The sequence below is a fragment of the Pseudomonas hygromyciniae genome, from assembly GCF_016925675.1.
In the GTDB taxonomy this organism is placed as follows: domain Bacteria; phylum Pseudomonadota; class Gammaproteobacteria; order Pseudomonadales; family Pseudomonadaceae; genus Aquipseudomonas; species Aquipseudomonas hygromyciniae.
Genome location: NZ_CP070506.1, coordinates 3,931,246 through 3,955,173, shown reverse-complemented (window position 1 = coordinate 3,955,173; position 23,928 = coordinate 3,931,246). Strand labels below are relative to the sequence as shown.

General features: G+C 59.8%; 24 protein-coding genes, 4 tRNA genes and 2 pseudogenes. 22 read left to right on the top strand and 8 right to left on the bottom strand.

Annotated features, from left to right (window positions below):
- Positions 1-115: 115 nt before the first annotated feature.
- The 12 genes from truA to JTY93_RS17475 all read left to right on the top strand — a co-directional run bounded on the left by truA (position 116) and on the right by JTY93_RS17475 (position 9,651).
- Entirely contained in the window at positions 116-940 is an 825-nt protein-coding gene (truA, locus tag JTY93_RS17530) for a tRNA pseudouridine(38-40) synthase TruA (RefSeq protein WP_205476672.1), read from the top strand.
- Positions 941-1,004: 64 nt separating this feature from the next.
- A complete protein-coding gene (locus JTY93_RS17525; RefSeq protein ID WP_169992302.1) occupies positions 1,005-1,637 on the top strand; it encodes a phosphoribosylanthranilate isomerase in 633 nt (210 codons plus the stop codon).
- A gap of 244 nt (positions 1,638-1,881) precedes the next feature.
- Positions 1,882-2,802 (top strand): acetyl-CoA carboxylase, carboxyltransferase subunit beta, encoded by a 921-nt coding sequence (accD, locus tag JTY93_RS17520; protein WP_169992300.1) that lies wholly within the window; start codon positions 1,882-1,884, stop codon positions 2,800-2,802.
- Positions 2,799-4,106: a bifunctional tetrahydrofolate synthase/dihydrofolate synthase gene (folC, locus tag JTY93_RS17515; RefSeq protein ID WP_205476639.1), complete on the top strand. Its 1,308-nt coding sequence runs from the start codon at positions 2,799-2,801 to the stop codon at positions 4,104-4,106. The genes accD and folC overlap by 4 nt, the downstream gene beginning before the upstream one ends.
- Entirely contained in the window at positions 4,090-4,743 is a 654-nt protein-coding gene (locus JTY93_RS17510) for an SPOR domain-containing protein (RefSeq protein ID WP_169992295.1), read from the top strand. Before folC ends, JTY93_RS17510 begins: the two co-directional genes overlap by 17 nt.
- A 252-nt stretch (positions 4,744-4,995) precedes the next feature.
- The gene (locus JTY93_RS17505; protein WP_070995080.1) at positions 4,996-5,553 is read left to right on the top strand and encodes a CvpA family protein; all 558 of its coding nucleotides are present in this window, start codon (positions 4,996-4,998) and stop codon (positions 5,551-5,553) included.
- A gap of 41 nt (positions 5,554-5,594) precedes the next feature.
- A complete protein-coding gene (gene purF / locus JTY93_RS17500; RefSeq protein WP_169874346.1) occupies positions 5,595-7,100 on the top strand; it encodes an amidophosphoribosyltransferase in 1,506 nt (501 codons plus the stop codon).
- Positions 7,101-7,166: 66 nt separating this feature from the next.
- Complete coding sequence (locus JTY93_RS17495; protein ID WP_205476640.1) at positions 7,167-8,378, top strand: O-succinylhomoserine sulfhydrylase; 1,212 nt, start codon at positions 7,167-7,169, stop codon at positions 8,376-8,378.
- 11 nt (positions 8,379-8,389) lie between these two features.
- The gene (locus JTY93_RS17490; RefSeq protein ID WP_205476673.1) at positions 8,390-9,154 is read left to right on the top strand and encodes an SDR family oxidoreductase; all 765 of its coding nucleotides are present in this window, start codon (positions 8,390-8,392) and stop codon (positions 9,152-9,154) included.
- 107 nt (positions 9,155-9,261) lie between these two features.
- Positions 9,262-9,337, top strand: a tRNA-Val gene (locus JTY93_RS17485).
- Between the two features lie 55 nt (positions 9,338-9,392).
- Positions 9,393-9,469 (top strand) — tRNA-Asp (locus JTY93_RS17480).
- Positions 9,470-9,574: 105 nt separating this feature from the next.
- Positions 9,575-9,651, top strand: a tRNA-Asp gene (locus JTY93_RS17475).
- A 202-nt stretch (positions 9,652-9,853) separates the two neighbouring features.
- On the opposite strand, the pseudogene JTY93_RS17470 reads toward JTY93_RS17475, so the two are convergent.
- Positions 9,854-11,138 (bottom strand): annotated as a pseudogene (locus JTY93_RS17470) (NAD(P)/FAD-dependent oxidoreductase).
- Between the two features lie 186 nt (positions 11,139-11,324).
- Here JTY93_RS17470 and JTY93_RS17465 point away from each other — a divergent pair.
- Positions 11,325-11,402, top strand: a tRNA-Val gene (locus tag JTY93_RS17465).
- A gap of 87 nt (positions 11,403-11,489) precedes the next feature.
- Here the strand turns inward: JTY93_RS17465 and JTY93_RS30010 are convergent.
- Positions 11,490-11,651, bottom strand: coding sequence for a hypothetical protein (locus JTY93_RS30010; RefSeq protein WP_205476642.1), 162 nt, complete (start codon positions 11,649-11,651; stop codon positions 11,490-11,492).
- Between the two features lie 185 nt (positions 11,652-11,836).
- On the opposite strand from JTY93_RS30010, the gene JTY93_RS17455 reads away from it, so the two are divergent.
- From JTY93_RS17455 to JTY93_RS17440, 4 genes are all read left to right on the top strand, one after another.
- On the top strand, positions 11,837-12,562 hold the full coding sequence (locus JTY93_RS17455; RefSeq protein ID WP_169998022.1) for a DUF969 domain-containing protein: 726 nt from the start codon (positions 11,837-11,839) through the stop codon (positions 12,560-12,562).
- Positions 12,559-13,509, top strand: a complete 951-nt coding sequence (locus JTY93_RS17450; RefSeq protein ID WP_092231387.1) for a DUF979 domain-containing protein — start codon at positions 12,559-12,561, stop codon at positions 13,507-13,509. The genes JTY93_RS17455 and JTY93_RS17450 overlap by 4 nt, the downstream gene beginning before the upstream one ends.
- Before the next feature lie 7 nt (positions 13,510-13,516).
- Positions 13,517-14,155, top strand: a complete 639-nt coding sequence (gene pcp / locus JTY93_RS17445) for a pyroglutamyl-peptidase I (RefSeq protein WP_205476643.1) — start codon at positions 13,517-13,519, stop codon at positions 14,153-14,155.
- Positions 14,156-14,310: 155 nt separating this feature from the next.
- Complete coding sequence (locus tag JTY93_RS17440; RefSeq protein WP_240344271.1) at positions 14,311-14,934, top strand: HAD-IA family hydrolase; 624 nt, start codon at positions 14,311-14,313, stop codon at positions 14,932-14,934.
- On the opposite strand, the gene JTY93_RS17435 is transcribed toward JTY93_RS17440, so the two are convergent.
- The 3 genes from JTY93_RS17435 to csrA form a co-directional block, all read right to left on the bottom strand.
- On the bottom strand, positions 14,921-15,172 hold the full coding sequence (locus JTY93_RS17435; protein ID WP_169998028.1) for a hypothetical protein: 252 nt from the start codon (positions 15,170-15,172) through the stop codon (positions 14,921-14,923). The genes JTY93_RS17440 and JTY93_RS17435 overlap by 14 nt on opposite strands.
- Positions 15,173-15,262: 90 nt before the next feature.
- Positions 15,263-15,529 carry a hypothetical protein gene (locus JTY93_RS17430; protein WP_205476645.1) on the bottom strand — a complete coding sequence of 89 codons (267 nt, stop codon included), beginning with the start codon at positions 15,527-15,529 and terminating at the stop codon, positions 15,263-15,265.
- A gap of 208 nt (positions 15,530-15,737) precedes the next feature.
- On the bottom strand, positions 15,738-15,932 hold the full coding sequence (csrA, locus tag JTY93_RS17425; RefSeq protein WP_007920550.1) for a carbon storage regulator CsrA: 195 nt from the start codon (positions 15,930-15,932) through the stop codon (positions 15,738-15,740).
- 247 nt (positions 15,933-16,179) lie between these two features.
- Here csrA and JTY93_RS17420 point away from each other — a divergent pair, with 247 nt between their 5' ends.
- Positions 16,180-16,554, top strand: coding sequence for an SPOR domain-containing protein (locus JTY93_RS17420; RefSeq protein WP_240357223.1), 375 nt, complete (start codon positions 16,180-16,182; stop codon positions 16,552-16,554).
- A gap of 37 nt (positions 16,555-16,591) precedes the next feature.
- Here JTY93_RS17420 and JTY93_RS17415 read toward each other — a convergent pair whose 3' ends face one another.
- The 3 genes and pseudogenes from JTY93_RS17415 to JTY93_RS17405 all read right to left on the bottom strand — a co-directional run bounded on the left by JTY93_RS17415 (position 16,592) and on the right by JTY93_RS17405 (position 18,833).
- On the bottom strand, positions 16,592-17,281 hold the full coding sequence (locus JTY93_RS17415) for an endonuclease (RefSeq protein WP_169905322.1): 690 nt from the start codon (positions 17,279-17,281) through the stop codon (positions 16,592-16,594).
- A gap of 4 nt (positions 17,282-17,285) precedes the next feature.
- Positions 17,286-17,537 (bottom strand): DUF1654 domain-containing protein, encoded by a 252-nt coding sequence (locus JTY93_RS17410; protein ID WP_169998034.1) that lies wholly within the window; start codon positions 17,535-17,537, stop codon positions 17,286-17,288.
- A 206-nt stretch (positions 17,538-17,743) separates the two neighbouring features.
- Positions 17,744-18,833: pseudogene (locus JTY93_RS17405) on the bottom strand (asparaginase).
- 517 nt (positions 18,834-19,350) lie between these two features.
- Between JTY93_RS17405 and JTY93_RS17400 the strand changes: the two are divergent.
- From JTY93_RS17400 to JTY93_RS17385, 4 genes are read left to right on the top strand one after another with little or no spacing between them, the layout of a single operon-like run.
- Positions 19,351-20,310 carry a sugar ABC transporter substrate-binding protein gene (locus JTY93_RS17400; protein WP_205476647.1) on the top strand — a complete coding sequence of 320 codons (960 nt, stop codon included), beginning with the start codon at positions 19,351-19,353 and terminating at the stop codon, positions 20,308-20,310.
- A gap of 58 nt (positions 20,311-20,368) precedes the next feature.
- Positions 20,369-21,922: a sugar ABC transporter ATP-binding protein gene (locus JTY93_RS17395; RefSeq protein WP_205476648.1), complete on the top strand. Its 1,554-nt coding sequence runs from the start codon at positions 20,369-20,371 to the stop codon at positions 21,920-21,922.
- Entirely contained in the window at positions 21,919-22,896 is a 978-nt protein-coding gene (locus JTY93_RS17390; RefSeq protein ID WP_205476649.1) for an ABC transporter permease, read from the top strand. Before JTY93_RS17395 ends, JTY93_RS17390 begins: the two co-directional genes overlap by 4 nt.
- Before the next feature lie 3 nt (positions 22,897-22,899).
- The gene (locus JTY93_RS17385; protein ID WP_205476650.1) at positions 22,900-23,922 is read left to right on the top strand and encodes a LacI family DNA-binding transcriptional regulator; all 1,023 of its coding nucleotides are present in this window, start codon (positions 22,900-22,902) and stop codon (positions 23,920-23,922) included.
- Positions 23,923-23,928: the final 6 nt, after the last annotated feature.

Below are 23,928 nucleotides of genomic sequence, written 5' to 3'. Positions count from 1 at the left end.
ATCTTCGCGAGCAAGCTCGCTCCTACAAAAAGCCTCAAGCCATATATAATGGCTGCCTTTGCGTAACTCATCAGGCTCTCAGCTCTTGGCAAATATAGATAACGCGGCCGCCGAAATGGCGGCCGCCGGCTTTTTCAGAATCGCCCTGGGCGTTGAATACAAAGGCTCGCGCTATCGCGGCTGGCAACGCCAGGCCTCTGGCGTGCCGACTGTGCAGGAAACCCTGGAGAAGGCCCTGTCGAAGGTCGCCGACTCCCCGGTTTCATTGATGTGCGCCGGGCGTACCGACGCGGGTGTGCATGCCTGCGGGCAAGTGGTGCATTTCGACACCCAGGCCGAGCGTTCTATGAAAGCCTGGGTCATGGGCGCCAATATCAATCTGCCCCACGATGTCAGCGTCAGTTGGGCCAAGGTCATGCCGGCGCATTTTCATGCAAGGTTCAAGGCTATTGCCCGGCGCTACCGCTATGTGATCTATAACGATCAGATCCGTCCGGCACACTTGAACGAAGAGATCACCTGGAACCACCGCCCGCTGGACGCCGAGCGCATGGCCGAAGCGGCCCAGCACCTGGTGGGGATCCACGATTTCAGCGCGTTCCGGGCCGGCCAGTGCCAGGCCAAGTCGCCGATCAAGGAAGTCCATCACCTGCGCGTGACGCGCCACGGCAAGATGATTGTCCTGGATATCCGCGCCGGTGCGTTCCTGCACCATATGGTGCGCAATATTGCCGGGGTGCTGATGACCATTGGTACTGGCGAGCGCCCGGTGGAGTGGGCCAAGGAAGTGCTGGAGAGTCGGGTGCGTCGTACCGGCGGGGTGACGGCACACCCATTCGGCCTGTATCTGGTGGATGTGGAGTACCGCGATGAGTTCGAACTGCCGCAGCGTTTCATCGGGCCACACTTCCTTACGGGTTTCGCTGAACTTGACGGCTGACGCCCGGAAAAGCATTTGTTACCATCCGGGACTTTCCTGGACAGCCCCCTGAGGTTTCGACGATATGTCAGGCGTTCGCAGCAAGATTTGCGGGATTACCCGCATGGAAGACGCGCTGGCGGCAGTCGAGGCGGGGGCTGACGCCATTGGTTTTGTGTTTTATGCCAAAAGCCCGCGCGCGGTGACCGTGCAGCAGGCCCGGGCGATCATTGCCGGCTTGCCGCCGTTCGTGACCACGGTCGGGCTGTTCGTCAACGCCAGCGCCTGCGAGCTCAATGAAACCCTGGATGCCGTGCCCCTGGACCTGCTGCAGTTCCATGGTGACGAAACCCCAGACGAGTGCGCCGGCTACCATCGTCCGTATATCAAGGCCTTGCGGGTCAAGGCCGGTGACGATATCGCCGCCAGTTGCGCCGCCTACGCCGGGGCCAGCGGGATTTTGCTCGATGCCTATGTGGAGGGCATTCCTGGCGGTACGGGGGAGGCGTTTGACTGGTCGCTGATTCCCCAGGGCTTGAGCAAGCCGATCATCCTGGCCGGCGGCCTGTGCGCCGACAACGTGGCGCAGGCCATTGCCCAGGTTCGCCCCTATGCGGTGGACGTCAGCGGCGGGGTGGAGCAGGGCAAGGGCATCAAGGACTCCGGCAAGATTCGCGCATTCATGCAGGCAGTGCGTAGCAGCAGTGGCGCGATGTGACGGCTGGGAGTCTGCCGCCGTCAGTAACTACCACTGTGTAAAACAGGCCGGCGTTGCCCTCGGGCGGCGCCAATGAAGTGGCAGCCACGCGTTGGCGGGTTGTCTGGAAGGCTGAGGGCAGGTGCAGGAAATGGCTGGTCGAACGTCTGACCCCGTCCTGCAGCTGTTATCGCCACATCAATGAATTTAGCTCAAGGGCATACGCGGGGCTGTGTTCAAGCCACCGGTACTGGAGAAAGAAAGCATGAGCAACTGGTTAGTAGACAAACTGATCCCCTCGATCATGCGTTCCGAGGTGAAGAAAAGCTCGGTCCCTGAAGGTCTGTGGCACAAGTGCCCATCCTGCGATGCGGTGTTGTACCGCCCAGAGCTGGAAAAGACCCTGGACGTTTGCCCCAAATGCAACCACCACATGCGTATCGGCGCCCGCGCCCGTATCGACATCTTCCTCGACGCCGATGGCCGTGCCGAGCTGGGCGCTGACCTGGAGCCGGTGGACCGCCTCAAGTTCCGCGATGGCAAGAAGTACAAGGACCGCCTGACCGCTGCACAAAAGCAGACTGGCGAGAAAGACGCGCTGATCTCGGTCAGCGGCAAGCTGCTGGGCATGCCAGTGGTCGTGTCGGCGTTTGAGTTCTCCTTCATGGGCGGCTCGATGGGCGCCATTGTCGGTGAGCGTTTTGTACGGGCTGCCAACTACGCCCTGGAAAACCGCTGCCCGATGATCTGCTTCGCCGCCTCCGGTGGTGCGCGGATGCAGGAAGCGCTGATCTCGCTGATGCAAATGGCCAAGACCTCTGCGGTACTGGCGCGTCTGCGTGAGGAAGGTATCCCGTTCATTTCCGTGCTGACCGACCCGGTCTACGGCGGCGTTTCCGCCAGCTTGGCGATGCTCGGCGACGTGATCGTCGGCGAGCCCAAGGCACTGATTGGCTTTGCCGGCCCGCGTGTGATCGAGCAGACCGTACGTGAAAAACTGCCGGAAGGCTTCCAGCGCAGCGAGTTCCTGTTGGAGCACGGGGCGATTGACATGATCATCGCCCGTTCCGAGCTGCGTCCACGTCTGGGTAGCCTGCTGGCGCAGATGATGGGCTTGCCGACACCGGAGTACGTCGCGCCTAAAGTCGAGCCCATCGTCGTTCCGCCGGTGCCTGCAAACCTATGACCCAACGAACCCTGGGCGAGTGGCTCGCCTACCTTGAGCAGTTGCATCCGTCAGCCATCGACATGGGCCTGGAGCGCTCGCAACAGGTAGCGGCCCGCCTTGGGTTGGGTCGGCCTGCGCCGCGAGTGATCACGGTCACTGGCACCAACGGCAAGGGTTCTACCTGCGCCTTTGTCGCGGCGTTGCTACAGGCCCAGGGTTTGAAGGTGGGTGTCTATAGCTCGCCGCACTTGCTGCGTTACAACGAGCGTGTGCAACTCAACGGTGTCGAAGCCACCGACGAGCAATTGTGCGAAGCCTTTGCGGCGCTGGATGCCGGGCGCGGCGAAACCTCCCTGACTTATTTCGAGATGGGCACCCTGGCGGCGTTCTGGTTGTTCGAGCGCGAACAGCTGGATGCGGTGGTGCTGGAAGTCGGCCTGGGTGGTCGCCTGGATACCGTCAATGTGGTGGACGCTGACCTCGCGTTGATCACTAGTATTGGCGTGGATCATACCGATTACCTGGGTGATACCCGTGAATCGGTGGCCTATGAAAAGGCTGGTATCTTGCGCCCAGGCAAGCCGGCGCTGTGTGGTGACCTGGATCCGCCGCACACCTTGCTGGACAAGGTGCGCGAGCTGGATTGCCCGTTCTTCCTGCGGGGGCGGGATTTCTCGCTGGACGTGGCGGACGATCATTGGTCGTGGCGCGGTATTGATGCGCGGGGCCAGGGCGTCGAGTTGCATGGCCTGCCGCTGCTGAACCTGCCCATGGAAAACGCCGCACTCGCCCTGCAGGCCTACCTGTTGCTGGATCTGCCATGGAATGCCGGGCAGATTGCCGATACCTTGCAGCGTACAAAGGTGGTCGGGCGTCTGGATCGTCGTTCGTTCCAATGGCAAGGCAAGCGTTTGAACCTGTTGCTGGACGTTGGTCATAACCCGCATGCTGCGCAATATCTGGCGCGCCGTTTGGTCTCCCATGTGCCGGAGGGTCGACGCCTGGCGGTGTTTGGCTTGCTGTCGGACAAGGACTTGGAGGGTGTGGTAGCGCCCTTGCTGAGCAATGTGCAAGCATGGGCGGTTGCGCCGCTGGACACACCTCGCAGTCGTTCGGCCGATGATGTACAGGTGCTGTTGCAGAACCTTGGTGCGACGGTGACGTCCCATACAAGCGTGACCGCTGCGCTAGAGGCTCAATGCGCGGTAGCGACGGCCGAGGACGAGATTCTGTTGTTCGGATCATTTTATTGTGTTGCCGAGGCGCTTGAGTGGTTGGCCCGGCGCTCCACGGAGGAAGCTGCACATGGCATTACTGGATAGCGCATACAAGCAGCGAATGGTTGGAGCCCTGGTGTTGGTGGCATTGGCGGTGATTTTCCTGCCGATGCTGTTTTCCCGTCAGGACGAGCAGCGCCAAGTGACGGTTGAAGCGCCGGCGGCGCCTCAGGCCCCGGTAATGCCGCAGGTTCAGGTCGAGCCAGTGGTCGTGCCTGAGCCGCAGGCGTTGCCCGAGGAAGAACCGGTGCCGACTGATGCTGAGATTGCCCAGCAACAGGCGCCCACAGCGCCGATTCAGCCCAGCGTTCCTGTGGTCAAACCTGCGCCAGTCGTGGCGGCCAAGCCGGCAGCGCCGGCCCCGGCACCCAAGCCGGTGGTTCCGCAGCCAGCGGCTCCCGGCAAGCCGGATGTGGGTCAAAGTCGGATCGACCCCAATGGCCTGCCGATCAGTTGGTCGGTGCAGCTTGCCAGCCTGTCCAATCGCGAAAGTGCCGAAGCCTTGCAGAAAACCCTGCGTAGCCAGGGCTATAACGCCTATATCCGTACCGCCGATGGCAAGAATCGGGTATTTGTCGGGCCGTTGATCGAGCGTGCCGAGGCTGACCGCTTGCGTGACCTGTTGGGGCGTCAGCAGAATCTGAAAGGCTTTGTGGTGCGTTTCCAGCCAGAGCGCGGCTGATTCTGGCAATACATGTATGTGCAGGCTTGTGTGGGAGCGGGCTTGCCCGCGATGACGGTGCATCAGTCGATATTACAGTTGGCTGGCACACCGCTATCGCGGGCAAGCCCGCTCCCACATTGGTTTCTGCCTGTATTGAGATGGCCGCAGCTTGCCACAACCCATTGATTTGCAATGGACCGCCAAACACCGCTTACCGATAGCCCATCGCTCTGCTAAAATGCGCCGCCTTATCCGTCTGTAGGCTGCACTGTGCCATTTACCTGGGTTGATTGGGCGATCGTAGCCATCATCGCCATCTCCGCATTGATCAGTCTAAGCCGCGGCTTCGTCAAAGAAGCATTGTCGCTGCTGACCTGGATCGTTGCAGGAGTCGTCGCCTGGATGTTTGGCGGATCCCTGGCCGTTTACCTGGCCGGCTATATCGAAACACCTTCGGCTCGCGTCATCGCGGGCTGCGCCATCATGTTCATCGCCACGCTGCTGGTGGGGGCAATGGTCAATTATCTTATCGGCGAATTGATACGTGTCACCGGCCTCTCCGGGACCGATCGATTTCTTGGCATGGCCTTCGGTGCCGCGCGTGGCGCGTTGCTGGTGGTCGTTGCGGTCGGGCTGTTGAGCCTGGGCCCGGTACAGCAGGATGCTTGGTGGCAGGAGTCGAGTCTCGTGCCAAAATTTCTATTGGTTGCAGACTGGTCCAAGAACCTCATATTGGGGTGGAGTAGTCAGTGGCTGGCCAGCGGTATCAGCGTACCCGCTGATATTCCGTTCAAGGAACACCTCTTGCCGGGCAACGCGCCGCAGTAAGTAGTGTTCAGTCAAGATTCATTAAGTAGGGGTTGCGTCGCATGTGTGGCATCGTCGGTATCGTCGGTAAGTCGAACGTCAATCAGGCGCTGTATGACGCGCTAACCGTCCTCCAGCACCGCGGCCAGGACGCTGCCGGTATTGTGACCAGCCACGACGGCCGGTTATTCCTGCGCAAGGACAATGGCCTGGTACGTGACGTGTTCCATCAGCGTCACATGCAGCGCCTGGTCGGGCACATGGGTATTGGCCATGTGCGTTATCCGACTGCCGGTAGCTCGACTTCGGCCGAAGCTCAACCGTTTTACGTCAACTCGCCCTACGGCATTACCTTGGCGCACAACGGTAACCTGACCAACGTTGAACAGTTGGCCAAGGAGATTTACGAATCCGACCTGCGCCACGTCAACACCAGTTCCGATTCGGAAGTGCTGCTTAACGTGTTTGCCCACGAGCTGGCCCAGCGCGGCAAGTTGCAGCCAACCGAAGAGGACGTGTTCGCCGCAGTGACTGACGTGCACAACCGCTGCGTGGGTGGCTACGCGGTCGTGGCAATGATCACCGGCTACGGTATCGTCGGTTTCCGTGACCCGCATGGCATCCGTCCTATCGTGTTCGGCCAGCGTCATACCGACGAAGGCGTCGAGTACATGATCGCCTCCGAGAGCGTATCCCTGGATGTACTGGGCTTCACCCTGGTGCGCGACCTGGCCCCGGGCGAAGCGGTGTACATCACCGAAGATGGCAAGCTGCACACTCGCCAGTGCGCGATCAATCCGACGCTCACCCCGTGTATCTTCGAGCACGTGTACCTGGCGCGTCCGGATTCGATCATTGACGGTGTCTCGGTGTACAAGGCGCGCCTGCGCATGGGCGAGAAGCTTGCCGAGAAGATCCTGCGCGAGCGTCCAGAGCACGACATCGACGTGGTGATCCCGATCCCGGACACCAGCCGCACCGCTGCGCTGGAACTGGCCACCCGCCTGGGCGTCAAGTTCCGCGAAGGCTTCGTCAAGAACCGCTACATCGGCCGCACCTTCATCATGCCGGGCCAGGCGGCTCGCAAGAAGTCGGTACGCCAGAAGCTCAATGCCATCGAGCTGGAGTTCCGCGGCAAGAACGTGATGTTGGTGGATGACTCCATCGTGCGTGGCACCACCTGCAAGCAGATCATCCAGATGGCCCGTGAAGCCGGGGCGAAGAACGTGTACTTCTGTTCCGCTGCGCCTGCCGTGCGTTATCCGAACGTGTACGGTATCGACATGCCGAGCGCCCATGAACTGATTGCGCACAATCGTTCGACCCAGGATGTGGCTGATCTGATTGGCGCTGATTGGCTGATCTATCAGGATCTTCCTGACTTGATCGAGGCGGTTGGTGGCGGCAAGATCAAGATCGAGCAGTTCGATTGCGCGGTCTTCGATGGCAAGTACGTGACCGGTGATGTCGATGAGGCTTACCTGAACAAGATCGAGCAGGCGCGCAACGACTCCTCGAAGATCAAGACCCAGGCGGTCAGCGCGATCATCGATTTGTACAACAACTGATTGACTACCGGCCCTGAGGGGCCGGTTTTGTATCTTAAATAAAGAATTGAGTGAAGGAGTGGCAGCATGAGTCAGGAATGGGATGCCGGTCGGTTGGACAGCGACCTCGATGGCGTGGCTTTCGATACCCTGGCTGTGCGCGCCGGCCAGCACCGCACGCCGGAAGGCGAGCACGGTGACCCGATGTTCTTCACTTCCAGCTACGTGTTCCGCACTGCGGCAGACGCGGCGGCGCGCTTTGCTGGCGAAGTGCCGGGTAACGTCTACTCCCGTTATACCAACCCGACGGTGCGCGCCTTTGAAGAGCGCATCGCGGCGCTGGAAGGGGCAGAGCAGGCCGTCGCCACGGCAACGGGCATGGCGGCCATCCTTGCGGTGGTCATGAGCCTGTGCAGTGCCGGTGACCATGTGCTGGTATCGCGTAGCGTGTTTGGTTCGACCATCAGCCTGTTCGAGAAGTACTTCAAGCGTTTCGGCATTGAAGTCGACTACGTACCGCTGGCGGATCTTTCTGGTTGGGATGCGGCCATCAAGGCCAATACCAAATTGCTGTTCGTCGAGTCGCCGTCCAATCCGTTGGCAGAGCTTGTAGATATCGCGGCCCTCGCCGGAGTAGCGCACGCCAAGGGGGCGATGCTGGTGGTGGACAACTGCTTCTGCACGCCCGCCCTGCAGCAGCCGCTGAAGCTGGGTGCAGATATCGTGGTGCATTCGGCCACCAAGTTCATCGACGGCCAGGGCCGTTGCATGGGCGGCGTAGTGGCCGGCCGTGGCGAACAGATGAAGGAAGTGGTGGGCTTCTTGCGCACTGCAGGCCCGACACTGAGCCCGTTCAATGCCTGGATTTTCCTCAAGGGCCTGGAAACCCTCAGCCTGCGGATGAAGGCCCATTGTGCCAACGCCCAGGCCCTGGCCGAGTGGCTGGAGCAGCAGGATGGCATCGAGAAAGTCCACTACGCCGGCTTGAAGAGTCACCCGCAACACGAACTGGCCCAGCGTCAGCAGCGCGGGTTCGGTGCGGTGGTCAGTTTTGAGGTCAAGGGCGGCAAAGAGGGTGCATGGCGCTTTATCGACGCTACGCGTCTGATTTCCATCACCGCCAACCTGGGTGACAGCAAAACCACCATTACCCATCCAAGCACCACCTCCCATGGGCGCCTGGCGCCGCAGGAGCGTGAAGCGGCCGGTATCCGCGACAGCCTGATCCGCGTTGCCGTGGGCCTGGAAGACGTGACTGACTTGCAGGCTGACCTGGCTCGCGGGCTGGCTGCCTTGTGATCGAGTGGTCCCTGGAAGCGGCTGGCGCCAGTAATGGACGAGTCGCGCTGGTAACGGGCGCGGCACGGGGTATCGGCCTGGGAATCGCTGCCTGGTTGGTCAGCGAAGGCTGGCAGGTGGTGCTGGCGGATCTGGATCGCGAGCGGGGCGCCAAAGTGTCCAAGGTGTTGGGCGATAATGCCTGGTTTATCACCATGGACGTGGCCGATGAGCAGCAGGTGGCCCGTGGGGTCGCTGAAGTGCTCGGTCAGTTCGGGCGCCTGGATGCCTTGGTGTGCAATGCCGCGGTGGCCGATCCGCGCAATATCACTTTGGATAGCCTGGACCTGGCTTATTGGAATCGGGTGTTGGCGGTGAATCTCAGTGGGCCGATGTTACTGGCCAAGCACTGTGCACCGTATCTGCGTGCCCATGGTGGTTCTATCGTCAACCTGGCCTCTACGCGGGCTCGGCAGTCGGAGCCGGACACCGAGGCCTATGCGGCGAGCAAGGGTGGCCTGCTGGCCCTGACCCATGCGCTGGCCATCAGTCTGGGGCCGGAGGTGCGGGTCAACGCTGTCAGTCCTGGTTGGATCGATGCCCGTGATCCTGCAGCGCGCCGCGCAGAACCGTTGAGTGATGCCGATCATGCGCAGCATCCTGCGGGCCGGGTGGGGACGGTTGAGGATGTGGCGGCCATGGTGGCGTGGCTGCTGTCGCGCAGCGCTGGGTTTGTGACGGGGCAAGAGTTCGTGGTGGATGGCGGCATGAGCAAGAAGATGATTTACAGCGAGTAGGGCGGGGAGCTGTCTTGACTTGATTTTGTCTTTTTCAGAAAAACTTCAAGCAGGCTATTGACTTAGGTCTGCTATCTGCGTAAATTTCGCGGCCTCAACGAAGCAAAGGGTGATTAGCTCAGCTGGGAGAGCATCTGCCTTACAAGCAGAGGGTCGGCGGTTCGATCCCGTCATCACCCACCAGTTCTTGAGAGTTTTGCCTTCGGGCAAGACGCAATGTTAAAGGTTGCACCGACGCGCAGCGGTAGTTCAGTCGGTTAGAATACCGGCCTGTCACGCCGGGGGTCGCGGGTTCGAGTCCCGTCCGCTGCGCCATATTTTCCAGGTCCGATTTTTCGGATTTGAGATTGAACAGCCAAGGCTACTCAGTCAGATGTTTGAAGGCGGTTGAAGGTGACACTTCAGCAGTCTGAGCGATACGCAGCGGTAGTTCAGTCGGTTAGAATACCGGCCTGTCACGCCGGGGGTCGCGGGTTCGAGTCCCGTCCGCTGCGCCATATCTGTTCCGGGGTCCACTGAACACCCCGAGAGCGCCAAGGCAAGCTTCATGCTTGATTGGATCGATAGCAAAGACCCTGGTCGAAAGACCGGGGTTTTTTGTGTCTGTAATTTGATCATGCGACTTGTAGGAACCGGCTTGCCGGCGATGGCGATCTTGATGGCGCCGTCGCCGGCAAACCGGCTCCTACAGCGTGTCGATCAGAAGCCCAGCTTGTCTCTTAGCCCGTAGTACCAAGCGCCCATCGCCGCAAATGGCGTGCGCAGCAGTTGCCCGCCTGGGAACGGGTAGTGCGGCAGGTCGGCAAACGCGTCAAAACGCTCCGCCTGGCCTCTGAGGGCTTCGGCCAGTACCTTGCCGGCCAGGTGCGTATACGTCACGCCATGGCCGCTACAGCCCTGGGAGTAGTAGATGTTATCGCCGATGCGCCCAACCTGGGGTAGGCGTGACAAGGTCAGCAGGAAGTTGCCGGTCCAGGCGTAGTCGATTTTTACATCCTTCAACTGCGGGAAGGCCTTGAGCATCTTCGGTCGGATGATTGCTTCGATATTCGCCGGATCCCGCGCGCCATACACCACGCCACCGCCGAAGATCAGGCGCTTGTCGCTGGTCAGTCGGTAGTAGTCGAGCAAGTAGTTGCAATCTTCGACGCAGAAGTCCTGTGGCAGCAGGGTTTCAGCCAGCTCATCCCCCAGAGGTGCCGTGGTAATCACTTGTGTACCGCATGGCATCGACTTGGCCGCCAGCTCGGGCACCAGGTTGCCCAGGTAGGCGTTGCCGGCGACGATGATGAATTTGGCCTTCACCTTGCCTTGGGCTGTATGGACGACAGGGTTGGCGCCACGCTCGATGCGCACGGCGGCGGACTGTTCATAGATGGTGCCGCCCAGGGACTCCACGGCTGCTGCTTCACCCAATGCCAGGTTGAGCGGATGGATATGCCCGCCACTCATGTCCAGCAGGCCGCCCACGTAGTTCTCACAGGCCACCACTTCGCGGATGCGTCGCTCGTCGAGTAGCTCCAGCTGTGTATGGCCGTAGCGCTCCCACAAACGCTTCTGTGACTCCAGATGGCCCATGTGCTTGCTATTGAGCGCAGCGAATACACCACCGTCCTTCAAGTCGCACTGAATCTGGTATTTGGCTACCCGCTCACGAATGATCCTGCCGCCTTCAAAGGCCATTTGTCCCAATAGCTGCGCCTGCTGAGGGCCGACGCTGCGTTCGATCACATCGATATCACGGCTGTAGCTGTTGACGATCTGGCCACCGTTGCGCCCCGATGCACCGAAACCTACCTTGGCGGCTTCCAGTACCGTCACGCGAAAGCCGTTCTCCAGCAGGAACAGCGCGCTCGACAACCCGGTATAGCCGGCGCCGATCACGCACACATCGGTTTCGACTTCACCTTGCAGCACTGGCCGGGGAGGAGCCGCATTGGCGGACGCGGCATAATACGACTGGGGGGTAGGGGGTGTTCGCCATACTGGAACCTCTGTTTTATATTTTTTACGAGTGCGCCGATCCTACCTCAGTTGAAAATGCCCTGCCAGCCACTCGGAAAAAAGCAGCATCGCCGGGAAAAAAATAAAAAATTCGCATATTCATAGGCTTAGCTGCAAAAAAGGTGTTGACACCCCTCGGGAATTCCGTAGAATGCCGCCTCACAGCAGGCACGTAGCTCAGTTGGTTAGAGCACCACCTTGACATGGTGGGGGGTCGTTGGTTCGAGTCCAATCGCGCCTACCAAACAAAATCCGCTCTGCTGGGCGGTCTAGAAGGGCTCACCGAAAGGTGGGCCCTTTTTTGTTGCGTGCGATTTGCAAAGCTCCCACCTCAAAACGCCAACCCTGCCGATGGACGCTGGCTTAAAGCCATTTTTGCTGATTCCGAGCCGCCAGCCACGTCGCAGAACAGCGCCAAATTCAAGGCCGCAGCCTCTTCCAAGGCTTGGCAGCCCTGATCAAGCAGGTTTACCCACAAGGTCATGCCTGCCATCCCTCACAAACTTTATTGATTTGCAGCAACAATTTTTCTTGTTGGACACCCTCCGCTCCAAGCAGCAAAGATGCCCGCCAATGACCCTCGACCTACCCGGTCAATAATAAAAATCCGCGTCGGGCTCCCCGCCATTGCTTATCAGCGATGCAGGCGTCGCAGCACGCAATCAAGGACTCAACGCCATGCAAACTGTTGTGAACCTTTGGCCGCTGATTGGCGTGCTCGTCATCGTGGTCGGCTTCGTGTTGCGCTTCAATCCGTTGCTGGTGGTGACGGCGGCGGCGATTGCCACCGGATTTGCCGCGCAATTCCCCTTGGAAAAAATCCTCGCCACCATGGGCGATGGCTTCCTGCAGACCCGCGCCTTGCAACTGATCCTGCTGCTGCCCCTGGCCGTTATCGGCCTGCTGGAGCGCCATGGCCTGCGACTGCACGCGCAGAACTGGATTGCGCGTTTCGAGCGCGCCACCGTCGGGCGTCTGTTGATCATCTATCTGTTTGTTCGCGAGTCCACAGCGGCCATGGGCCTGACCAGTCTTGGCGGGCACCCGCAAATGGTGCGCCCGTTGCTGGCGCCCATGGCGGAAGGCGCTGCCGAGAAACGTTTCGGCAAGCTGCCGGACAAGGTGCGGCACAAGGTCCTGGCGATGTGTGCCGCCACGGACAACGTCGGGCTGTTTTTTGGTGAAGATATCTTCGTGGCCTTTGGTGCGATTGCCTTGATGCACACCTTCCTGCTGGGCTCAGGCATCGATGTCGAACCGCTGCATATTGCGGTCTGGGGTATCCCCACGGCGATTTGTGCGTTCATTGTGCACGCGATACGTTTGCACCGCTTTGACCGAAGATTGACCCGCGAACTGACAGCCTCTGCGCCCGCCAGCGTTCAGCCGGAGGCCGCGCAATGATCATTTCTATCCAATATCTGTATTGGCTCGCCGGGGTTTTGTTGCTGATTACCGCGGGCATGATCCTGGCTGACCGCACGCACCCCAAACGCTGGTCAAGTGCGTTGTTCTGGCTGCTGTTCGCCATCCCGTTCCTGGTGGGCGAGCACTTGCCGTCGGTGGTCGTGGGCGTCGGTGTGGTGCTGATGGCGTTGATCGCCGGGCTCGGCGGTGTGGGGCGTGGCGCTCATGTCGAACTGCATGACAAGGCCTCCCGTGCCAGTGCCGGCCGGCTGGGTCATAAACTGTTTATTCCGGCCCTGGCCATTCCGTTGACCACCGTGATCGGCTCTGTGCTGCTCAAGAACGTCGAGATTGGCGGCGTGCCGCTGCTGGACCCGAAAAACACCACGTTCGTGTCCCTCGGCCTCGGCTGCCTTATCGCCCTGGGCCTGGCCTGCTGGCTGACCCGCGACACGCCGGTGCAGGCCTTGCGTGAATCGCGACGCCTGACCGAAGCCTTGGGCTGGGCCATGGTCTTGCCGCAGATGCTGGCGATGCTCGGCCTGCTGTTTAACGAGGCTGGTGTTGGTACGGCCGTGGCTCATGTCACCACCACCTACATCAATCTGGATTACAAGCTGGTGGCCGTGATGGTCTATGTGTTGGGCATGGCCCTGTTCACGGTGATCATGGGCAACGGTTTTGCCGCGTTCCCGGTGATGACCGGCGGAGTGGGTGTACCGGTGCTGGTGGGGATTTATGGCGGCAATCCAGCGGTAATGGCGGCCATCGGCATGTTTTCCGGCTACTGCGGCACGCTGATGACGCCGATGGCGGCGAACTTCAATATTGTGCCGGCAGCGCTGCTGGAGTTACCGGACAAAAACGCAGTGATCAAGGCACAGATGCCCACGGCGTTGATGATGTTGCTGGTCAATATCGTCCTTCTTTATGTGCTGATGTGAGGTGGTGATGGTTACGGTGCTGCTGACGGGATTCGAGCCCTTCGATCAAGACCTGATCAACCCGTCCTGGGAGGCTGTGCGTCTGTTGGACGGGGTGCAGTTGCAAGAAGGCGTGACAATCATCGCCCGACAATTGCCCTGTGCCTTTGCTACTGCCAGCGTCTGTTTGAATCAGTTGTTGGCCGAGCATCAGCCGCAACTGGTAATTGCCACCGGCCTGGGACCTGGACGCAGTGATATTTCCATCGAGCGAGTGGCGATCAACCTCAACGATGCACGAATCCCGGACAACCTGGGAGCCCAGCCTATCGATACGGCGGTGATCCCTGACGGGCCGGCGGCCTATTTCAGCACCCTGCCGGTCAAGGCTATGGTCAAGGCGGTGCGTGAGGCCGGATTCGCGGCTTCGGTCTCGAACACGGCGGGCACCTTTGTGTGTAATCAGGTGTTCTACAGCTTGCAGCATGCCTTGGCAGGGTCTGGCGTACGCAGTGGGTTTATCCATATTCCTTTTCTGCCAGGGCAGGGGGCTGGGTCTCAGCCCTCGATGGCGTTGGAGGCTACGGTTGAAGGGCTGAGGGTTGCGCTGCTGGCAGCTTGGAATACGCCGCGTGATATCCCCGAGAGCGGCGGCCAGGTTTGCTGAAGGCCTGACGCGTCATCCTTCGTTTACAAGGCCTGGGCCGATCCGTAGATTGCATCAGGGCCCGACAGCGGGCAACGAGCACAAGAGGAAACCCAGCAGTGTCCGTCAAACAACCGGCCGTATTTGATCGTCAGTACCGTGCATTTCTGTTTGATATGGACGGCACCCTACTCAACTCTATTGCTGCCGCAGAGCGGGTTTGGGCTGCTTGGGCGCGGCGCCACGGGCTGGATGTCGAGGCGTTTTTGGGCACCATCCATGGCGTCCGGGCTATCGATACGATCAGCCGCCAAGCCTTGCCAGGGGTCGACGCGCAGGCGGAGGCGCAGAGGATTACCGAGGCCGAGATCGAGGACGTAGAGGGTGTGGTGGCAATCCCTGGCGCCGTGGCATTTGTGCAGAGCTTGCCTGCGCACCGCTGGGCCGTGGTCACGTCTGCGCCCAAGGCCCTTGCCCTGCGCCGTATGCACGCGGCAGGCCTGGTGCCGCCGGCCGTCATGATTACGGCTGAGGATGTGGTCAGCGGCAAGCCGGATCCGGCCTGCTACCTGCTGGGCGCCCAGCGTCTGGGGGTGCCGATAGGTGAGTGCCTGGTGTTCGAGGATGCGCCGGTGGGGATCCGCGCCGGTGAGGCGGCGGGTGCAGACGTCATAGTGGTGGCCTCGACGCATGGCGTGCCGATGGTGACTGATCATCCGACGATTGCCAGTTATGACCGTGTACATGTCCAGTGCGACGCCGACGGCTTACTGCGCTTGCAGCCCTCTACACCGACTTGAATGCCTTGCCACGCTTGGTCAGCAGAATGTTTTCGGCGGCCGCCCACTGGTAGCCCAATGGATCGCTGATGCGTCCGTGGGTGATGGTGCCCGTGATCAGTCGCAGCAGATAAAGTTGGCGCAGACCCGCGAGGACTTCCTCGTGCTTGCCGTGCAATTGAGTGGAAGACTTTGGATGGTCTGCCGAGAGTTGTGCGATCAGGGACAGTAGGTTCTTGGCGTTATGTTCTATGTCCATATCGATAACGTTTTTTATGGAGGGTATGGGTATGGGTACTACCGACGCGGATAGTTCCTCCTGATTTACCTATAGGATCCAATCGCTGCTTTAAGAGGGGCTTTTCTGGCGCGCCTGGCGAAACGCTCGACGACTGAGTTTTCGCTGGATCGCCGCCTGGATGGGCTTGAGGCAGAAGCAGAACAGATAACCACCGAGAAACAGCGCCAGGTCTGGCCACGAATTGGCATCCTGGGCGGTGGTAGTGCCTTCCATGTAAACCCTGAGGCCATACCCGATCGTCACGAAGACCAGGGCAATCACTAGGGCGATCATCCAGGATTTACGGGTATAGGGCTCTTTGCGGGATCGCCTCATTAACGCGCTCCGAGGGCACTGTAAGGTTTTGTAACGTTCCTGGAGGGATTTGTCTGTTAAACGGCCAGCAAGTTCCGTGGATGAACTGGCGGGGATGGCAAATGGCTGGGCCTGGCGCGAATGCTGCGCTGATCACGGAATACCGTAGACAGGCCAAGGGGCTTTCGCCAGCCGTTACAGGGGACGAGCGGGCTGGCTACTGGGGGCTTCAAGGTGTTTCGCGTTTGTCCGGTGCAGTCAGGCCTGCCTGGATGCGCTGGTAAATCTCTTCGCGATGCACGGCAACATCTTTGGGAGCATTGATGCCGATTCTTACTTGCTGGCCGCTAACGCCCAGAATGGTGATCGTAATGTCATCACCGATATTTATGCTTTCACCGACTTTGCGGGTGAGTATCAGCATGGACTTCTCCTTGATTGCTTTGAAGGACGCATGTTCTAACAGGGCGGATGTCGGTTATGTATAGCTTACTGTGAAGCGCTTCCCTGTGGCTGCCTCTTTTAGGACGCATAGAGGCGGCATTAATTCCCATGGCGCCATCATACAGGTCTGGGAAACATCCTTCGCAATGTTTAAGCCAACGTTTATGACGGCCAGAATAGGCGGCGAATGATAAAGTTGCCTCTTTGATCATTAAAGGGGCAAGGCGGTGCGTAAAGTAGCGATGGCAATCGTGGTATTGGCGTTGGCAGGATGCGGTGACGGGCCCAATCTCGACACCCCCCGAGACAAAGCTGAAGCCGCCAAGGCCCAGGCGCCTGCGGTTGCCGCTGTGCAGTGGGACATCCTGGTGCGCTCGCCCGACAACAAATTGCAGGCGCTGACTGATCTGACCGCCTGGTTGTTGGAAAACGGCTTCACCTTCTATCTGGCCAAGGAAGATGGCAAGGATCTGGTGCTGTTGGGGCCATTCGCCAGCAAGGCTGAGGCCGAGGCTCGCCAGGTCCAGTTGCAGGAAAGGCTGGTGAAAAAGAAGAAGACCGACGCCGAGTCGCTGGTGATCGAGCACAAGGCCCGCCAGTAACAAGGTGGTTGGCGGGATCCGCGGATCCCGCTCGCGTTTATCCGCAGGCTTTCAGGTTAACCGGGCCGACGAACTCGTTGCCGCGCCCCATCACGCATGCCACGGTTTGATTGCGCTGGCGCTCCCAAGGCTGCACGGGATAGGTCCGGTTCCAGGCTTCATACAATTGGCGGTCCTGTTTCGACAGGCGCAGGCCGTATTGTTTACTCATGTAAAAGTAAGTCCGGGCAATCATGCCGCGGATGGATGGCCTGGGCATGACCTTCTTGGCCTTGAAGTCCACTTGAGTCAGGCACGAACCGTATTGCCCGCTCTGCACTGGCAACCAGCCAAAGCTGAAGTTGTTGCGATCGCCATTGACCTCGCCGATGCTCGGTACCAGGTTGTGCAGGTCGGCTTCCGCGCGCTTGAAGACAGTATCGGTACGCGTGCAGTTTTTGCGTCCGCCGTCTTGCCAGCACTGGCGTTGATGCCCGATCTGCCAAGCCGGGACAATATGCTCCCACTCGATGCGCGCGGCCCGGTTCGCGTTTTTACGTGGGATGTAGCCGCAGGCTTTCAGGTCTACCCGGTTACCCGTGTATTTGCAGCCGCAATAAAACTCCGTGGATTGCGGAGCGTAGAGTTTCCAGGCGATTTTCTTGGCTTCACTGAAGGTGCGTGGGGCTTGGGCGTGGGTGGCGGTGGCAAAAAAAACACAGAACAGGGCGATAAAACGGACACTCATTGACTCAATCTTCCTTCGGCACGACCCAGAAAATCTGCACCCCACCATCATCGCGATAGGCGAGGGTGACGTTGTCGTTTTCTGCGATTTCCTCCAGTAGTCGTGCCCACTCGTCCTCTGGTTCCTCGGGTAGGCGAAAAATCAACGCGGCTTTGTTTTTTTGGGCGTTGGTGGAATTGATGACTTTTTGCACGCGGATCGCCAGGCGCTGGTAGGCGTCGGGAGGTGTAGGTGCTGCGGAGGAGGGCTTGGCCACGGAGGAGTCCTTAATTAGCTGTACGAACATACAGTATTTAACTGTGAGAAAATTCGCAACTGCTTAAAATTCAAGAAGTCCGTGTGACAACGGTTTAAGCGGATTGGTGTACAGCGAGGATTTTGTGCGAGCCGATTTGCCAGCGATGGCGGTCTCAGGGACGCCACCGTTGGCAAGCCGGCTCCTATAAGGGTTGTATCAGTGACTCAGTATTCCCAGAACATCCGTTGCAGTTCCTTGCTGTCCTGGGTCTTGGTCAAGGCGACCATGGCCAGGATGCGGGCTTTCTGCGGGTTCAGGTCATGGGCCACGACCCAGTCGTACTTGTCGTCAGGCTGCTCAGCGTTGCGCAGAACGAAACCACCGGCATTGACGTGGGAAGAACGGATGATCTGTACGCCTTCCTTGCGCAGTTCCTGCAGGGCAGGCACTACCTTGGATGATACCGAGCCATTGCCAGTGCCCGCATGGATGATGGCTTTGGCGCCAGCTTGCGCCAGGGCTTTGTAGGCGGTGTCGCTGACGTTGCCATAGCCGTAGGCAATTTCAACATCCGGCAGGCTCTTGATGTTCTTGATATCGAACTCCGAGCTCATGGTGTGACGCTTGGCCGGCTGGCGGAACCAGTAGGATTTGCCTTCTACAACCATGCCCAGTGGGCCCCAGGCGCTTTTGAAGGCTTCGGTCTTGATGTTGATCATCTTGCTCACGTCGCGACCCGACTGGATCTCGTCGTTCATGGTCACCAGCACGCCTTTGCCGCGTGCGTCCTTGCTACCGGCGACTGCCACGGCGTTGTACAGGTTCAGCATGCCGTCGGCGGACATGGCAGTGCCTGGGCGCATGGAACCCACGACGACGATTGGCTTGTCGGTTTTTTCCACCAGGTTGAGGAAGTAGGCGGTTTCTTCGAGGGTGTCGGTGCCGTGGGTGATCACGATGCCGTCCACGTCCTTGCTGTCGGCAAGTTCGGCGACACGACGACCCAGTTGCAGCAGGTTTTCGTTGGTGATGCTCTCGGAAGCTATCTGCATCACTTGCTCGCCACGCACGTTGGCGATCTGGCTGAGCTCGGGAATGCCGGCGATCAATTGTTCGATACCGACCTTGGCCGCCTGGTAGGTGGCGCTGTTGGCCGCGCTGGCGCCAGCGCCGGCGATGGTGCCGCCAGTGGCCAGTACGACCACGTTGGACAGCTTGGTCTTGGATTCAACTTCCCTTGGCCTGGGCGGCAACCGGGAAGAGCAGCAGCAGGGCTAAAGCGCCCGGAACAAAGTTCTTGAGTGCAGATTTCATTATTTTTTCTCTATTTTTGATGAGTGCGTGTGCAGGTTCATCCAGAACACCCCCGGGCTGCGCTGAGCGCCACAAGGTGCTGATTAAGAGCAGGATTTGTACCAGTCGGATTTTGTTTGGGGTTTGATTTTAACTTGTTGATTTAAAACATGATTTTGTATTCTTTGAATTTGTCGCTTTCAACTCGCGTCCGAATTTCCGAACGCTGGCGGCTTCAGCGTTCGGTTGTCCGAAAAATCACTCTGGAAAAATCAGCATGACGCTTGCGAAATGCTGCACCAGATCTGTCGTTTTAGAGAACGATCGCCCGGCCCGGATGTTTAGTCATGAGGTGGTCGAGCTGTAGGGCAGGAAGTAGAGCTTGCGAGGAAAAAGCCTGTTTCTTTCGTTGACAAAATTCAGCTGTCTTCGCATAGTTTGTTTAGCCCAAACGTTTGCGAGATGTTTCACGGGCACTCCATGAGTGAGGTGAAGGTGCAAGCGTTGCTCAAAATAATCATAAGATCGGAGTGAACCCATGAAGCTGCCATTCGCTGGACGTTTGCTTGCTGCCGCTGTCCTGGCTGCCGCATCCGCTGCCCTGCCTCTTTCCTCTGCATTCGCTGATGACACCGCCGCCAAACCCAAGGTCGGCCTGGTGATGAAATCCCTGGCCAATGAGTTTTTTGTCACCATGCAAGACGGTGCCAAGGACTATCAGAAAGCCCATGCCGCTGATTTCGACATGATCACCAACGGGATCAAGAACGAAACCGACACTTCGGCCCAGATTGATATCGTCAACCAAATGATTCTTGCCAAAGTCAACGCAATCGTCATCGCGCCCGCCGACTCCAAGGCCCTGGTCAGCGTACTGAAGAAAGCCGCCGATGCCGGGATCAAGGTGGTCAACATTGATAACCGCCTCGACCCCGAAGTGCTGAAAAGCAAAAACCTCGAGGTTCCCTTCGTAGGCCCGGATAACCGCAAGGGTTCGCGTCTGGTCGGCGAGTACCTGGCCAAGCAAATGGCGAGCGGCGACAAGGTCGGGATTATCGAAGGTGTGCCGACCACCACCAACGCCCAGCAACGCACCGCCGGGTTCAAGGATGCGATGGAGGGGGCGGGCATGAAGATTGTCTCCGTGCAGTCCGGTAACTGGGAAATCGACCAGGGCAACAAGGTCGCAGCCGCCATGCTGAGCGAATACCCAGACCTCAAGGCGCTGCTGGCCGGTAATGACAATATGGCCCTGGGTGCCGTTTCTGCGGTGCGTGCAGCGGGCAAGGCCGGCAAGGTCCAGGTGGTTGGCTACGACAACATCGCCGCGATCAAGCCGATGCTCGAAGACGGTCGCGTCTTGGCCACCGCCGACCAGGCGGCTGCGCAGCAAGCGGTGTTTGGTATCCAGAACGCACTGAAGCTGGTCAAGGGTGAAAAAGTCGAGTCCGTGGATGGTGTGATCGAAACGCCCGTAGAGCTCGTCCTCAAGCAATAATCCCTGGCTGCGCACTACAGCGCCCGTTCACGTCGAGCGGGCGCCTGGAGATTTTCCTATGTCATCTTCCGCACCGACCACTGTCCTCTCGGTCAGCGGTATCGGTAAGACCTATGCCCAGCCCGTCCTGTCTGACATCACCCTGACGCTCAATCGCGGCGAGGTGTTGGCCCTGACCGGTGAGAATGGCGCGGGCAAAAGCACCCTGTCGAAGATCATCGGTGGGCTGGTTACACCCACCACCGGGCAGATGCAGTTCAACGGCCAGGACTATGCCCCGGCCAGCCGCACCCAGGCGGAAAAGCAGGGGATCCGCATGGTGATGCAGGAGCTCAACCTGCTGCCGACCCTGACCGTAGCCGAAAACCTGTTCCTCGATAACCTGCCCAGTCGTGGTGGCTGGATCAGCCGCAAGCAACTGCGCAAGGCCGCGATCGAGGCCATGGCGCAAGTGGGGCTGGATGCCATCGACCCGGACACCCTGGTCGGCAGCCTGGGTATCGGCCATCAACAGATGGTCGAGATTGCCCGCAACCTGATCGGCGACTGCCATGTGCTGATCCTCGACGAACCGACGGCGATGCTCACTGCCCGTGAAGTCGAGATGCTGTTTGAGCAAATCACCCGTCTGCAGGCGCGGGGCGTGGCAATTATCTATATTTCCCATCGTCTGGAAGAGCTGGCCCGTGTGGCCCAGCGCATTGCGGTGCTGCGTGACGGCCAACTGGTGTGTGTCGAGCCGATGGCCAATTACAACAGCGAGCAACTGGTCACGTTGATGGTCGGTCGCGAGTTGGGCGAGCACATCGATCTCGGCCCGCGCACCATTGGCGCGCCTGCCTTGACGGTCACGGGCCTGACCCGTTCGGACAAGGTCCGTGATGTGTCCTTTGAAGTGCGCGCCGGTGAAATCTACGGCATCTCCGGATTGATCGGCGCTGGCCGCACTGAGTTGCTGCGCCTGATCTTTGGTGCTGACCTGGCCGACAGTGGCACGGTCGCCCTCGGCTCGCCGGCCCGGGTGGTGAGCATTCGCTCGCCGGTGGATGCGGTAGGTCACGGCATTGCGCTGATTACCGAGGATCGCAAGGGCGAGGGCCTGTTGCTCAGCCAGTCCATCAGCGCCAACACGGCCCTGGGCAATATGGCCAAGGTGTCCAGCGCCGGTCTGGTCAATGGGCGCGATGAGGCGGCGCTGGCCAAGCGGCAGATCGACGCCATGCGTATCCGCAGTTCCAGCCCCGCGCAATTGGTGTCCGAGCTCTCGGGCGGCAATCAGCAAAAGGTGGTGATCGGTCGCTGGCTGGAGCGCGATTGCGCGGTGATGCTGTTCGACGAGCCGACCCGTGGCATCGATGTCGGCGCCAAATTTGATATCTATGCGCTGCTTGGCGACTTGACCCGCCAGGGCAAGGCGCTGGTGGTGGTGTCCAGCGACCTGCGCGAACTGATGCTGATCTGCGACCGTATCGGCGTGCTGTCTGCCGGACGCTTGATCCAGACCTTCGAGCGGGACAGCTGGACCCAGGATGAATTGCTTGCCGCCGCATTTGCCGGCTATCAGAAACGTGACGCGCTGCTCAACGAAGCGGCGCCCAGGACAACCCCATGAAAACAGCAACTCCACCCGCAAAAGCCGGCGGCAATTTCTACGGCCTGGGCACTTATCTGGGCCTGGCCGGCGCGTTGCTGGCCATGATTGCGCTGTTCTCGGCCCTGAGCAGCCACTTTTGGTCCTATGACACCTTCAGCACCATCGCCAACCAGATTCCCGACCTGATGGTGCTGGCGGTGGGCATGACGTTCATCCTGATCATTGGCGGCATCGACCTGTCGGTGGGCTCGGTACTGGCCCTGGCCGCGTCTGCGGTCAGCGTGGCGATCCTCGGCTGGGGCTGGAGCGTAGTCCCGGCGGCGTTGCTCGGCATGGGCTGTGCAGCCCTGGCCGGGACCATCACCGGTTCCATCACCGTGGCCTGGCGTATTCCGTCGTTCATCGTGTCCCTCGGCGTGCTGGAAATGGCCCGTGGTGCCGCGTACCAGATGACAGGGTCGCGCACTGCCTATATCGGCGACTCCTTCGCCTGGCTGTCCAACCCGGTGGCCTTCGGTATCTCGCCATCATTCATCATTGCCTTGCTGGTGATTATCGTTGCCCAGGCGGTCCTGACGCGGACTGTGTTCGGTCGCTACCTGATTGGTATCGGCACCAATGAAGAAGCGGTGCGTCTGGCGGGGATCAATCCAAAACCCTACAAGATCCTGGTGTTCAGCCTGATGGGGCTGTTGGCCGGGGTGGCGGCACTGTTCCAGATTTCGCGCCTGGAGGCGGCTGACCCGAATGCCGGTTCCGGCCTGGAGTTGCAGGTGATTGCCGCAGTGGTGATTGGCGGCACCAGCCTGATGGGCGGGCGTGGCTCGGTGATCAGCACGTTCTTCGGGGTGCTGATCATTTCGGTACTAGCGGCCGGCCTGGCGCAGATCGGCGCGACCGAGCCGACCAAGCGCATCATTACCGGCGCCGTTATTGTGATTGCCGTGGTGCTGGACACCTACCGCAGTCAACGTGCAAGCCGGCGGGGTTAAGACATGGCAACCATCAAGGATGTGGCGGCGCTTGCGGGTATTTCCTACACCACGGTCTCCCATGTGGTGAACAGAACGCGCCCGGTCAGCGAACCGGTGCGGCTCAAGGTCGAAGCCGCGATCAAGCAGCTGGACTATGTGCCCAGCGCGGTCGCCCGTTCGCTGAAGGCCAAGACCACCGCGACCATCGGCTTGCTGGTGCCCAACAGCCTCAACCCGTATTTCGCGGAGCTGGCCAGGGGCATCGAGGATTACTGTGAGCGCAATGGCTACTGCGTGATCCTGTGCAATTCCGATGATAACGCCGATAAACAGCGCAACTATTTGCGAGTGTTGCTGGAAAAACGTGTCGACGGCTTGATCGTCACCTCGGTCGGTGGCGATGACAGTGGCCTGGCCACCGGCCTCAAGGCGTTGCGCACGCCCATGGTCATTGTCGATCGGGGCCTGGAGGGCGTTGATGTGGACCTGGTGCGCATCGACCATGAGCAGGGCGCGTACCTGGCAACCCGGCATTTGCTGGAGCTAGGGCACCGGGATATCGCCTGTATCGGCGGGCCGGCGCACACGCGTGTGGCACAGATGCGTCTGGCCGGTTACCAGCGGGCGCTGCAAGAGGCCGGGGTTGCCGTACCCGCCAGTCGGGTATTGGAAAGCGATTTCACCAGTACCGGTGGCTATGCGGCAGCGGTGCAATTGCTGGTGGATAATCCGCCCAGCGCGATATTCGCCGGCAACGACATGATCGGTTTCGGTGTGTTGCGCGCGGCGGCCGAACGCAACCTGCTGGTGCCTGCCGAGCTGTCGGTGATTGGTTTTGATGACATTCAAATGAGCCGTTATGTCTACCCCGCGTTGACTACCGTGGGCCAGTCGATCCTGCAGTTGGGGGAAATGGCGGCGGAGTTGTTATTGCGACGGATTGCGACACCGCAATTGCCGGCTGACCAGCGCATTGTCACGCCGAGCATTGTCTTGCGTGAGTCAACGGCGCCATTGGCTGCCGTGTTTGCCTCAAACCGCTGAACAAAT